The organism is Arthrobacter sp. TJ-265 (assembly GCF_058269135.1).
In genome coordinates, this window is the sequence record NZ_JBZCND010000001.1 from 691,796 (window position 1) to 704,205 (window position 12,410).

11 protein-coding genes are annotated in these 12,410 nt (G+C 71.1%); 8 read left to right on the forward strand and 3 right to left on the reverse strand.

The window, feature by feature from the left end:
• Positions 1-9 precede the first annotated feature (9 nt).
• From AC4D2E_RS03310 to secA, 5 genes are all read left to right on the forward strand, one after another.
• Positions 10-1,752, forward strand: coding sequence for an LpqB family beta-propeller domain-containing protein (locus AC4D2E_RS03310; RefSeq protein ID WP_490951642.1), 1,743 nt, complete (start codon positions 10-12; stop codon positions 1,750-1,752).
• 60 nt (positions 1,753-1,812) lie between these two features.
• Positions 1,813-2,769 (forward strand): ComF family protein, encoded by a 957-nt coding sequence (locus AC4D2E_RS03315; RefSeq protein ID WP_490951643.1) that lies wholly within the window; start codon positions 1,813-1,815, stop codon positions 2,767-2,769.
• 195 nt (positions 2,770-2,964) lie between these two features.
• Positions 2,965-3,687 carry a ribosome hibernation-promoting factor, HPF/YfiA family gene (hpf, locus tag AC4D2E_RS03320; protein WP_104165900.1) on the forward strand — a complete coding sequence of 241 codons (723 nt, stop codon included), beginning with the start codon at positions 2,965-2,967 and terminating at the stop codon, positions 3,685-3,687.
• A 99-nt stretch (positions 3,688-3,786) separates the two neighbouring features.
• A complete protein-coding gene (locus AC4D2E_RS03325; protein WP_490909729.1) occupies positions 3,787-4,998 on the forward strand; it encodes a winged helix-turn-helix domain-containing protein in 1,212 nt (403 codons plus the stop codon).
• A gap of 122 nt (positions 4,999-5,120) precedes the next feature.
• Positions 5,121-7,829 (forward strand): preprotein translocase subunit SecA, encoded by a 2,709-nt coding sequence (secA, locus tag AC4D2E_RS03330; RefSeq protein WP_490951644.1) that lies wholly within the window; start codon positions 5,121-5,123, stop codon positions 7,827-7,829.
• Here the strand turns inward: secA and AC4D2E_RS03335 are convergent, their stop codons facing one another.
• Complete coding sequence (locus tag AC4D2E_RS03335; RefSeq protein WP_104165895.1) at positions 7,830-8,399, reverse strand: Rv3235 family protein; 570 nt, start codon at positions 8,397-8,399, stop codon at positions 7,830-7,832.
• A 42-nt stretch (positions 8,400-8,441) separates the two neighbouring features.
• Positions 8,442-9,260: a LysM peptidoglycan-binding domain-containing protein gene (locus AC4D2E_RS03340; protein ID WP_490951645.1), complete on the reverse strand. Its 819-nt coding sequence runs from the start codon at positions 9,258-9,260 to the stop codon at positions 8,442-8,444.
• 122 nt (positions 9,261-9,382) lie between these two features.
• Between AC4D2E_RS03340 and AC4D2E_RS03345 the strand changes: the two genes are divergently transcribed.
• Complete coding sequence (locus tag AC4D2E_RS03345; RefSeq protein WP_490951646.1) at positions 9,383-9,943, forward strand: hypothetical protein; 561 nt, start codon at positions 9,383-9,385, stop codon at positions 9,941-9,943.
• Between the two features lie 46 nt (positions 9,944-9,989).
• On the opposite strand, the gene AC4D2E_RS03350 is transcribed toward AC4D2E_RS03345, so the two are convergent.
• The gene (locus tag AC4D2E_RS03350; RefSeq protein ID WP_104165888.1) at positions 9,990-10,217 is read right to left on the reverse strand and encodes a helix-turn-helix domain-containing protein; all 228 of its coding nucleotides are present in this window, start codon (positions 10,215-10,217) and stop codon (positions 9,990-9,992) included.
• A gap of 186 nt (positions 10,218-10,403) precedes the next feature.
• Here AC4D2E_RS03350 and AC4D2E_RS03355 point away from each other — a divergent pair, with 186 nt between their 5' ends.
• The gene (locus tag AC4D2E_RS03355; protein ID WP_490951647.1) at positions 10,404-11,060 is read left to right on the forward strand and encodes a hypothetical protein; all 657 of its coding nucleotides are present in this window, start codon (positions 10,404-10,406) and stop codon (positions 11,058-11,060) included.
• Entirely contained in the window at positions 11,057-12,388 is a 1,332-nt protein-coding gene (locus AC4D2E_RS03360; protein WP_490951648.1) for a CpaE/TadZ family protein, read from the forward strand. Before AC4D2E_RS03355 ends, AC4D2E_RS03360 begins: the two co-directional genes overlap by 4 nt.
• The last annotated feature ends 22 nt before the right edge of the window (positions 12,389-12,410 follow it).

A 12,410-nucleotide genomic window follows, 5' to 3' on the forward strand; every position in this document is an offset into this window, starting at 1 on the left:
GATCACGCCATGGCAGTCCGGCAGGGGCACCACACCCGCGCTCGCGCCGAGGTCCGCGCCTGTGGCGCCCGGCTCGCCGTGCTGCTCCTCGCCTGTCTCCTCGTCCTCACGGGGTGCTCGGCCATTCCGACCACGGGGCCGGTGGGGGTGATCGAGGCGTCCGACGGCGAACCGGACGCCGTCGCGCCGGTGTTCGACCCCGAGGGCCCCGCGCCCGGAGCGACGCCCGAGCAGATCCTCCGCGACTTCATCACCGCGGGGACGGGCGCGAGTGACGGCTACAGCGTGGCACGGCAGTTCCTGAGCCCGGACCTTCGCGCGACGTGGCAGCCCGAGGAGCGGATCGTCCTGTTCCGGTCGGATCCGCGCGTCGAGAAGCGCGAGGCCGAGGGCGTCTACCAGATCCAGCTCGAGACCGCGGGGACCGTCGATGCCCGCGGGGTGCGCACCAACACGGTCGTCCCCGCGACGGAGACCCTGGGCGTGCGGATGGTCCAGCTCGACGGCGAATGGCGGATCGACGAGATCCCGGACGGCATCATGCTCGCCCAGAGCAGCGCCCGCGACCTCCTGATCTCGCACAGCCTGTACTTCTACAGCAGCAACTACCGCTACTGGGTGCCCGATGCCCGCTGGTTCGTCCGGCGCACGGGGGTGACCGCGCGGATCGTCAGCGCGATGCTCGCAGGTCCTGCGCCCTACCTGCAGGGGTCGGTCACCAGCGCCTTTCCCGAGGGTGTGACGCTCGCCCGTGATTCGGTGCCGATCACCTCCGGTACGGCGTCGGTCGAACTCTCGCCGGAGATCCTCGAGAACGCGACCAACCTCAGGCTGCAGCAGATGAACCAGCAGCTCCAGGTCAATCTGCTCGACCTGAACGACGTCACCACAGTGGAGATGACCAGCGACCAGCCCATCGAGCTGGGACCGCCGGCGCCTGAGCTCGTGAAGCCGGATCTGACGCCCGACGTCGGCGGCGAGCAGGTGGCGGTCGCGCAGGGTGAGCTGGTGCGGGTCCGCAACGGTGCCGTCACCGAGATCGAGGGACTGGAATCCGTGGGATCACTCGAACCGCGGGACCCTGCCACCTCCGTCTCGGGCAGCGCCTACTCCTTCCTCGACCCCGATCGGGAGACCCTCTACGTCACGGCGCCGGGCAGCGAGGCGCGCCCCGTCCTCCGGGGCAGTGCGCTCACCAAGCCCTCGTTCGATCCCGACAACTGGATCTGGACCACCCGCTCGGTCGAGGGTCGGAGCGAGGTGCTCGCCGTCCCGCCGGGCGGCACGGAGGCGAATGCCGCGGTCCTCGCCGCCGGCTGGCTGGGCGACCGGAGCGTCAGGGAACTCCGCATCGCCCGCGACGGATCGCGCGCACTGATCGTCACGGATCGCGGTGGGGAGGGCGAAGTCCTGCTGGCGGGCATCACGCGCTCCACCGAGGGTGCTCCGCAGACGCTCACGACGCCGCTCACGCTGCCGACGGACGGGTCGATCGACACGGCGACGTGGGCCGGCCAGAGCGTGATCGTCGCATCGTCCGTCGGGGCGGGCGAGGAGGCCACCCCGGTGATCCTGCGCCTCGACGGCGAGCGCGAGTCGATGGCGGCGCTCGACGGGGTCCTCGGCCTCAGCGCGGGCTCCGACGCGGAGGACACGTTCTACGCCGAGGCCGGCTCCACCCTGTACCGGCGCATCGGCGGCAGCTGGGTGGACGAGCAGGTCGCCGTGACGGACCCGGCCTTCCCGGGGTAGGGACATCCACATAGGGGCTGCCCGGCCCCGCGTGCGCGTCCCTTCCTATGGACTGCGGGGATGAACATCCTCGACCCCTCGTCCGTCCTGGACCGGATCCTCCTCGGGCGGTCCTACCGGCGTGCGGCGGATGCGCTCACCGCCTTCGCGGCGATCGTCCTGCCGTCGTCCTGCGTGATCTGCGGCCAGTGGGACACGTCCCTCTGCCCGGGATGCAGCGCGGTCTTCCGGCGTGCGACCTCGCGGCCGTTCCGTGCGGAAGCAGGAGCGGAATCCCTGCCCGACGTCGCCCTCGACGCGGCCGGGGCGGCCGGATCCGGCGACCGCACCGACGCCTACGGCCCGCTCCCCGTCGTCGCCGCCGGGCGCTACGGACGCGCCGTGTCGGGTGTCCTGCTCGCCTACAAGAATCACGGGCACGTGGACCTCGCGGCGCCGGTGGAAGCGGCCCTGGCCGGTGCGCTGCACGAGGCCGTGACGCACCTGTGCCGGTCCCCGGACGGCCCGGGACCGGCACGTCAGGTCCTGCTCGTCCCGGTGCCCGGCCGTGCCTCGTCGCAACGGCGGCGCGGCTATGACCCGCTCATGCTGCTGCTGTCCCGCCTGGAGCGGAGAGGCGGGCTCCCGGCCGGTACGAGGCTCGTCGCGGGGGCCCGCCAGGTGTCGCCGGCGGCACGCCTGAGCGGCGCCCTGATGCGGGGAGGGGTCGAAGGTGTCCTTCGGGACGGTCTGGCCGCGCTGTCCGGGCCGGGCGGCGGGCAGAAGGGTCTGGGACGTCGTCGGCGCCGCGCCAACGTCCTGCGGTCCATGCGCGCCGGCAGGCACGCGCGGGCGCTGCTCGCGGACCGCGACTGCATCATCGTCGACGACGTCCTCACCACCGGGGCGACGATCGGCGAGCTGCACCGCGTCCTCCGGGGCGGCGGGGCGCGGGTGCTGGGCGGCGTCGTCATCGCTGCCACGTCCTCGCCCGCCGGTGCCCGCCTCGGCACGGCGGCCGGGACGGGCACCGGGTGAGCGGACGGCCGCGACACTGCACAGGCCGGCCCGGGCGAAGTACCGGAACTTTCGGAGTGGCGAGGGATGAATAAAGGAGGGGGGTGAACTACCGTGAAGTACGGGTACAACACAGTGACGATACGTACCCGTCGGTGGCGGCTCTGCGGATACGCCTCGGCCGCCGTCGTATCACCAAGTGATGTGGAGGGCACCATGGAATTCGTGATCAATGGTCGGAACCTGGCGGTATCGGACCGTTTCCGTGAGTACGCGACGGAGAAGATCGACAAGATAGAGCAACTCGGCGACAAGGTACAGCGCGTCGATGCGAAGATCACCAAGGAGCCCAGTGCCCGCATGGCGGATACCTCTCTCACCGTCGAGCTGACGGTGATCTGCAGGGGCCCGGTCGTCCGGGCGGAAGCGTCAGCGGCCGACAAGTTCGCAGCCTTCGACCTGGCCTACGGGAAACTCCTCGAGCGCCTGCGCCGCGCCCGGGACCGTCGCAAGGTCCACCACGGCCGCCACACCCCGGTGGCCGTCCGCGTCGCCACGGCCGATCTCGAACCCGCCGATCCTGCGCAGCCCCTCTACCTCGAGGCGGCGGCCAGCGCCTCGACACCCCAGGAGCCCGCCCCGCAGCCGGACGACGCCGACGCCTACGCCTCGCCGGACGACGTGCCCGCGGGTGACTCACCGGTCCTGATCCGCCGCAAGGTCTTCTCCGGCGTCCCCATGACCCTGGACGACGCCGTCGACAGCATGGAACTCGTCGGGCATGACTTCTACCTGTTCGTCGACTCCGCAACCGGGGCCCCCTCCGTGGTGTACCGGCGCCAGGCATGGACCTACGGAGTCATCACCCTCGACTCGAACGGCGCCGAAGGGACCGAGGAGCTCCTGGCCTACCGTGCCAGGGAGGCCGCCTCCGCCTAGAGGTCACCACCACGGCCCGCCCCTGCCGGCCGTGTTCTTCACCGACGTCCACGGAACTGCCTCCGCGCCCAGCGCGGAGGCAGTTCCGTGCAGGAGCCCATGCCGAACCTCACCCTCGCCCAGGCACGGCGGATCGCCCTCGCCGCCCAGGGACTGCATCGCCCACGCCTCGAGAAGCCTTCGTCCCCGCGCGCCGTCGCGGCCGCCGCACGGCGACTGCAGGTCATCCAGATCGATTCGGTGAACGTCCTCACCCGATCCCATTACCTGCCCCTGTTCTCGCGCCTCGGCTCGTACGACCGCGCCGGGCTCGATGCCCTCCACTCCCGCTCCCCGCGCAGGCTCGTCGAATACTGGGCCCATGAGGCGAGCCTCGTGCCCCCCGAGCTGTTCCCCCACCTGAAGGCATGGCAACGCCGGACGTGGATGGGGGCGGACAGCGTCCCTGCCGCCCAGCGCGAGTCCCTCGAATCCGCGGTCCTCGATCTCCTCGGCAGGGGGACGCCGCTCACCGGGTCGAGCGTCCAGCGGCTGCTCGGCGGGGACGACGCACGCCCCGCCGACGGTTGGGGGTGGCGGTGGACCGCCGCGAAGCGCGTGCTCGAGGATCTCTTCGCCCGCGGCGAGATCGGCTCCGCCGGGCGGACGGACCAGTTCGAACGCCTGTACGCCCCCATCGCGCGCGTGCTGCCCGACGCCGCCCTCGCCGTCGCCTCCCCGGACCGGACGGAGTCCCTCGCGGTGCTGGCCGAGCGGGCCGCGGGAGCGCTCGGCGTCGCGTCCGCGCGGTCCGTCGCGGACTACTTCCGCACCCCCGTCCGGGAGACGCGATCCGTCCTCGATGCCCTGGTGGGCGCCGGGGCGCTGGAGATCGTGACCGTCGACGCAGGGGTGGAGCCGTGGTACCTGCACCCCGCGGCGGCCCGCCCGCGCCAGGCACGGGGGAGGGCGCTCCTCAGTCCCTTCGACTCGCTGGTCTTCGAGCGGGACCGGCTCCACCGGCTCTTCGACTTCCACTACCGCATCGGGATCTACACGCCCGCCGCACGGCGCACCCACGGGTACTACGTGCTGCCCTTCCTGCTGCGCGACTCCTTCGTCGCGCGGGTGGATCTCAAGGCGGACCGCGCGTCCGGGCGGTTGCTGGTGCGCGCCGGTCATGCGCAGCCCGGCGCTCCCGCCGACACCGCGGTCCACCTCGCCGACGAGCTGCGCCTGCTGGCGCGGTGGCTGGAGCTCGACGACGTCGTCGTCGAGGACCGTGGCGACCTGGCATCCGCGCTGTCCGGGCAGGTCGGCAGGCTACTGTGAGCGGACACGCAGTTCCGAGTCGCTGCGGCGTGCCGCAGGGGAACTGAACCGGGGGGCCGAACGTCTCTCCCGTAGACTAGAGACGCCATCTTTGGGCAGCATCAGATTGGGAGCAAATACCAGTGCCATCACTTCTTGAACGAGTTCTACGCACCGGCGATAAGAAGACACTGAAGCGACTCCGGAACTACGCTGACGCGATCAACGTCCTCGAGGACGAATTCCGCGAGATGTCCGACGCAGAGCTGCGCGGGGAGACCGACCGGCTGAAGAAGCGCCTCGCCGACGGCGCGACCCTCGACGACCTCCTTCCCGAGGCCTTCGCCGCCGTCCGTGAGGCGTCGAGCCGCACGCTCGGCCTGCGCCACTTCGACGTCCAGCTGATGGGCGGCGCAGCCCTCCACCTGGGGAACATCGCCGAGATGAAGACCGGCGAGGGCAAGACCCTCGTCGCCACCGCGCCCGCCTACCTCAACGCCCTGAGCGGCAAGGGCGTGCACGTCGTCACCGTCAACGACTACCTGGCCGAGTACCAGTCGGACCTGATGGGCCGCGTCTACCGGTTCCTCGGGCTGACGAGCGGCTGCATCCTCTCGAAGCAGGACCCCGCGACACGCCGCGAGCAGTACGCCGCGGACATCACGTACGGCACGAACAACGAGTTCGGCTTCGACTACCTGCGCGACAACATGGCCTGGAGCGCCGCGGAGCTCGTGCAGCGCGGCCACAGCTTCGCGATCGTGGACGAGGTCGACTCGATCCTCATCGACGAGGCGCGTACCCCGCTCATCATCAGCGGCCAGGCATCGGGTGACGTGAACCGCTGGTACAACGAGTTCGCGAAGGTCGTCCAGAAGCTCACGGTCGACGCCGACTACGAGGTGGACGAGAAGAAGCGCACGGTGGGCGTCCTCGAGGACGGCATCGAGAAGGTCGAGGACTACCTCGGCATCTCCAACCTGTACGAGTCGGCCAACACGCCGCTCATCGGATTCCTGAACAACGCCATCAAGGCCAAGGAACTCTTCAAGCGGGACAAGGACTACGTGGTCCTCAACGGCGAGGTCATGATCGTCGACGAGCACACGGGACGCATCCTCGCCGGTCGGCGCTACAACGAGGGCATGCACCAGGCGATCGAGGCGAAGGAGGGCGTGGAGATCAAGGCGGAGAACCAGACCCTCGCCACCGTCACGCTGCAGAACTACTTCCGCCTCTACGACAAGCTCTCGGGCATGACGGGCACCGCCGAGACGGAGGCCGCCGAGTTCATGTCGACCTACAAGCTCGGCGTCGTCCCGATCCCCACGAACAGGGAGATGGCGCGCAAGGACCTCTCCGACCTCATCTACAAGAACGAGGTCGCGAAGTTCGACGCCGTCGTCAAGGACATCGTGGAGCGCCACGAGACGGGGCAGCCCGTCCTCGTCGGCACGACGAGTGTCGAGAAGAGCGAGTACCTGTCGAAGCAGCTCGCGAAGGCGGGCGTCCGCCACGAGGTCCTGAACGCGAAGAACCACGCACGGGAAGCCGCGATCATCGCGCAGGCCGGCCGCAAGGGCGCCGTCACCGTCGCCACCAACATGGCAGGTCGTGGCACCGACATCATGCTCGGCGGCAACGCGGAGTTCAACGCCGTCGCGGCGCTCGAGAAGATGGGGCTCGACCCGGCGGACAACCCGGAGGAGTACGAGACCCGGTGGCCCGAGGCCCTCGAGGCCGCCAAGGAAGCGGTCAGGGCGGAGCAGGAGGAGGTCCGTGACATCGGCGGCCTGTACGTGCTCGGGACGGAGCGCCACGAGTCGCGGCGCATCGACAACCAGCTGCGCGGCCGCTCCGGCCGCCAGGGCGATCCCGGACGGTCCCGTTTCTACCTGTCCCTGACCGACGACCTCATGCGCCTGTTCAACTCGGGCGGCGCCGAGCGGATCATGAACAGCGCGACCATGCCCGACGACGTCGCGCTGGAGTCGAAGATGGTGTCGAAGGCGATCGAGAGCGCCCAGGGTCAGGTCGAAGGGCGCAACGCCGAGCAGCGCAAGAACGTCCTGAAGTACGACGACGTGCTCAACCGCCAGCGCGAGGCGATCTACGGCGACCGCCGGAGGATCCTCGAGGGCGACGACCTCAAGGAGAAAGTGCAGTTCTTCCTGGAGGACGTCATCACGGCGATGGTCGACGAGGCGACGGCGCAGGGCCACGGCGACGACTGGGACTACGACATGCTGTGGACGAACCTCAGGACGCTGTACCCGATCACCCTGACGGCCGACGAGGTCATCGAGGAGGCGGGCGGGAAGTCGAAGCTCACCCGCGACTTCCTGCACGACGAGATCCTCTCCGACGCGAAGCTGGCCTACCAGGCCCGCGAGGAGTCCCTCGGGGAGCAGACGGTGCGCGAACTGGAGCGTCGCGTGGTGCTCTCGGTCATCGGGCGGAAGTGGCAGGAACACCTCTACGAGATGGATTACCTCAAGGAGGGCATCGGCCTCCGCGCGATGGCGCAGAGGGATCCGCTGGTCGAGTACCAGCGCGAGGGTTTCATCCTCTTCCAGGCGATGATGGAGTCGATCCGCGAGGAGAGCATCGGCTACCTGTTCAACCTCGAGGTGGAGGTTTCCGCTCCGGTCCAGACCGGTCTCCCGGGAGTCACGGACGGCCGCGGCGTGGTCCAGGCGCCGACGATCAAGGCCGCCGGCCTCGAAGCGCCGGCCAAGCCTGCCACACTCAACTTCATCGCGCCCAACGCGCAGGGCGAGGCCGAGGTGCACGTGGAGCGGAACCGGGCGCAGGCCGCGCCGTCGGGCGGCAGGAAGAACAAGAAGAGGTAGTCAGCCGATCTCGAGGGCGGTGACCCGCCACGCTCCGCGCCGTTGCTCTATCCGAAGAGCGACGGCGCGGACGCGTTTGCGGTCGAAGGCGACCACCGCGGCCTCGTACACGCCCGGGCTCACGGGGCAGACGCGGGCGGATCGGACCACGACGCACCGGTGGGTGCTTTCCGGGACAGCCGCGCTGCGACCGGGCGGACGAGCGTCGATGCAGCGCACCAGGTTGGCGCGCAACTGGAGTCGTTCGTAGTTCTCGGCGTCGAGCCAGCGGGCCATCTGCTGCAGGGGGCGTGATCCGCCCAGCACCTCGAGTGCGCCCTGGCAGACGGACCGGGCGATCCCGGCGATCCGATACTCGACCTCCGGCCCAGCACGGCCGGCGGCGTCCTCGTCCCGCAGCGGTCCGGGGGTGGACCCGGGCCCGCTGACCGGTTCCGCCGGTGACCTGAGCGGAATCATCGTGGCCCGCGCGTCGGCTGGACGGGGAGGGGCCGCGAGCAGGGGCCGCGGTGCCCCGCTCGCCTCGGCGAGCCGGGGAGCGGCGGGACGGAGGTGGGTGACGGCGTTCATGCTGGTTCCCTTCGTGGACTGGCTGGTGGTTCGGTCACCGGATCACGATCCGGTGGGCGCCTGCAGGACCGTGCCCGGGAGGAGGAGCGACGGATCGTCCCCGACGACGGCGCGGTTGGTGGCGTACCAGAGGGGCCATGCCTCGGCGATGTCCGAGGCGGTCGCCAGCGGTCCGAGCCGGGCGGCGACGATCGACCACAGGGAATCACCCGGCGCGACGACGACCTCCTCCCCGCCGACGACGGTGCGGCTCTCCCCGCGCAGCAGTGGCCCGCCATCCACCTGCATCGGCAGCGGTTCCCACGCCGGTGACACGGGCGCGGGCGCGGCGTCGGGAGACCCCGAAGGCGTAGCGGGTGCGGGTGGCTCCGCCCCGTGCCGTGGGTTCTGCCGGCCTGCGTCGGACGATCCCATGGGGGGCACCCGGTCCGCCGGCCCTGCATCGACCGGGGACAAGCCGCCGTGGGCGGCCTGGGCGGATGAGCGGGCGGCGGTCGCCGTCAGGACATGCTCCGATCCGCCCGCGGCGGCGGGCGCCACGGCCGGGACGGCGAGGAGGTTGGCGCCGAGGAGTGCGGCGGCGAGGCGTCGCATCATCGCGGGGGCGCACCGGGAGGCGAGAGCCGCCATCGCGGACGGGCCGCGTCGCTTCAGCAGTTCCGCGAGCACCGCCACGACGAACAGGAGGACCCACACGCCGACGACGGCGAGTCCGATCCCCGAGAGTGCCGCGCCGAGGACGCCCTCCAGGTCCGGTCCGCCTGGCGCCGGCCCGCCGACGAGCAGGACGGCCCCTGCCCCTGAGCAGGCGATCCCGCACCCGAGGATCATCCCGGCCTGGATTGTGTCCGACGTCCGCATGGCATCGCTCCTCATCAAGTGACTTAGTTTGATGGAGTTTGATGCAGTTTGTCCATACTCGGAGAATTGAACTGTGGATAGTTCCGATTGACGCCGGACCCGAGTGGTCCTAGGTTGGGCGGATGCGCTGGGATGCCCTCTTCGACGACCTCGAGTCGCAGCTCCAGGCCATGGCGGACACCGTCCAGGAGAGTGAGATCAGGGAGCGCACACGCTCGGAGCAGTCGCGGCTGACCCTCGCGCGGAGGCTGCTCGGCCAGACGGGCCGACCGCTCGGGATCTCCACGCGCGGCGGCCGGACGCTCGAGGGAACCCTCACGAACGTGGGGTCGGAGTGGATCGCCGTCGCGGTGGAGGGCCGGTCCGTGATCGTGCCGCTGGCGTCCCTGCACCTGCTCCGGGGGATGGGACGCGGCGCCGGCCAGCCGCTGTCGGGTGTCGGCGCCCGACTGGGACTGGGCTCGGCCCTGCGGGGACTGTCCCGCGACCGGGCGCAGGTGACGCTCTGGACCGTGTCGCCCTCGGCCGGATACACGGGGATCATCCACAGGGTCGGTGCCGACTTCATCGACGTCGGGACCGCCGGGCCGGACCGCGACAGGCACCCCGCGCAGGGGAGGGAGGTCCTGACGGTCCCTTTCGCATCCATCGACGCCGTCGATGCGGTCGCAACGGCGGACTGATCACGACGCCGTCCGTCCCGCAACCAGCGGGGCCTCACGGGAGCGATCAGGCCGGCGGGACGCTCCCGGCATCGCTCCTCAGCGCTGACGCCGTCTTCTCGTACGCTCTGGCGATGTACTCCTCGAGGACCCGCGTCTCGACGCGCCACTGACCCCGGCCGCCGACCTGGATCGCCGGCAGCTCCCCCGATCGTACGAGGGCGTACGTCTGGGAGGAACTGATGTTGAGCACCTCGCCCACGTCGGCGAGGGTGAGGAAACGCCGCTCGACCACGGATCCGCCTTCCCTTCTCGTTCGGGGTGTGCATCCAGTCTGCCACCGCTGAGCGCGATCGCCGTAGTTCTCCACACGTCGACCCCGGGTATGGTCCACCGGTTCCCTTGGGGACTGTCGTGCACAACAATGACTTGCGGGGAGTGGGGCCCGATCAGGGCCCCACCGGTCGAGTGGGGGACGACAGTGAGTACCGACGCGCGTGCCGTGCAATTGCCGGGCGAGGCTCCACGGCTGCGGAAGCCGTCCTGGAGGGATCCGAGGCTGCTGATCGGACTCCTCCTGGTCCTCACGTCCACCGCCGGGGTGATCGCGCTCCTGGACAGCCAGAACACGACGACGCAGGTCTACTCCGCCCGCGAGGACATCGCGGTGGGATCGAAGCTGACGGAGGAGGACCTGGTGGCCGTGCCGGTCCGTCTGGGCGACTCGTCCGGCGCCTACCTGCCCGTCGCCGGGGGCATTCCCGACGGGGCGGTGGCCACACGGCTCGTCACGCAGGGAGAACTCGTCCCCGCTGCCGCGATCGGCAGTGCCGACGCGCTCGATCGCAAGCCGGTCGGGCTCACGGTCGAGGACCCGCTGCCGAGCGGAACCGCGGCGGGGGACAGGGTGGACGTCTGGGTCTCCCTCCGGAGCGACACGAATTCCTACGAGGAACCGCGGCTGCTCCTCGAAGCCGCGGAGGTGGCGGAGCTGACGGTCGGGGAGTCCGCCCTCGGAGCGAGTTCCTCCACGCTCGTCCAGGTCCTCGTGGGGGACGACGCGATGCCCGAACTGCTGGGCGCGCTGTCGAACGAGGCCCGGATCGCCGTCGTCCTGAACCCGGGGGCCGGTTCGTGAGCATCCCGGTCATCACCCTCGGAGCGGAGGCGAGTGCCTACGTGCCCGGGCTGGAACAGCTGCGCGGGCCCGTGACCGTCGTGCGTCGCTGCGCGGAACTCACCGAGCTCGTCGCCGCGTGCCAGAGCGGCCTCGCGCGTGCGGTGATCATCGCGCCCGGTGCCGCCGAGCTCACCGCATCCCTCGTCGACCGCCTGCGTTTCACCGGGGTCGTCGTCGTCGCGCTCTGCGACCACCTGCCGGGAACCGGCAGTCCTGGCGTCGACGGAGTCGAGTACGTCGAGGCGACCGTGGAGCCCGCAGCGCTCGCGGCGGCCGTCGCCCGGGCCGTGGGACGGTTCGAGGCCGATCCCGCCCGCCCGCAGGGTTCCCTCGCCTATGCCGATCCGCTGGGCCTGCCGGACGCCGCGGCGGTGCAGCCCGTCCAGGTGGCGGCGGAGCCCGGCACCGGGCGCATCGTCGCCGTCTGGGGGCCGCCGGGCGCCCCGGGGCGCACCACCGTGGCCCTCAATCTGGCCGCGGAACTCGCCGCGGCGGGCAGCTCGGTCCTGCTGATCGACGCCGACACGTACGGAGCGAGCATCGGCGCGTCCCTCGGACTGCTCGACGAGTCGGCCGGGCTCGCGCAGGCCTGCCGTATCGCCGACCAGGGGCGCTTCGACGGCACGGCGCTCGGCCGGATCGCGGTGAGCGTCGCGGTGAGGGGCGGACGCCTGCGCGTGCTGACCGGCATCACCCGCCCGGACCGGTGGCCCGAACTGCGGCCCGCGGCCCTCGGCAAGGTCCTCGAGGCCGGACGCTCCCTGGCGGAGGTGACCGTCATCGACTGCGGCTTCTGCCTCGAGGCCGACGAGGAGCTCAGCTTCGACACGCTCGCGCCGCGCCGCAACGGGGCCGCGCTGCGCTGCCTGGAGGTCGCGGACACGGTCGTCGCGGTCGGTGCGGCGGACACCATCGGCGTGCCGCGCCTGGTGAAGGCGCTCGCGGAACTCGGCGATGCCGTCCCGACGGCGACACCCCGCGTGGTGTTCAACAAGGTGCGGGCGGCAGCGGTGGGCCGAGCTCCGGAGACGCAGCTGCGGGAGGCCTGGGAGCGCTTCGGGCCGACCGTCGGGATCTCCGCCTTCCTGCCCATGGACCATGCGGCGGCGGACCGGGCGCTGCTCGCCGGGACGGCCCTGCTCGAGACGGCGCCGGGCTCCCCGCTCAGGCTTGCGATCGCCGACCTCGCCGACGTCCCCGCCGCCGGGGAGGCGCGGCGCCGCCGGCCCGGAGGGCGGCCGCGCAACGTGAAGTTTCCGGGTATCCCCGCTAGGCTTCCACGGTAAGAGGTCGCAACGGAGCGGCCTT

Excerpts from the sequence above, each read along its gene's own strand:
- AC4D2E_RS03310 (WP_490951642.1), top strand. The coding sequence starts at position 10 with ATGGCAGTCCGGCAGGGGCACCACACCCGCGCTCGCGCCGAGGTCCGC.
- AC4D2E_RS03315 (WP_490951643.1), top strand. The coding sequence starts at position 1,813 with ATGAACATCCTCGACCCCTCGTCCGTCCTGGACCGGATCCTCCTCGGG.
- hpf (WP_104165900.1), top strand. The coding sequence starts at position 2,965 with ATGGAATTCGTGATCAATGGTCGGAACCTGGCGGTATCGGACCGTTTC.
- AC4D2E_RS03325 (WP_490909729.1), top strand. The coding sequence starts at position 3,787 with ATGCCGAACCTCACCCTCGCCCAGGCACGGCGGATCGCCCTCGCCGCC.
- AC4D2E_RS03335 (WP_104165895.1), bottom strand. The coding sequence starts at position 8,399 with ATGAACGCCGTCACCCACCTCCGTCCCGCCGCTCCCCGGCTCGCCGAG.
- AC4D2E_RS03340 (WP_490951645.1), bottom strand. The coding sequence starts at position 9,260 with ATGCGGACGTCGGACACAATCCAGGCCGGGATGATCCTCGGGTGCGGG.
- AC4D2E_RS03345 (WP_490951646.1), top strand. The coding sequence starts at position 9,383 with ATGCGCTGGGATGCCCTCTTCGACGACCTCGAGTCGCAGCTCCAGGCC.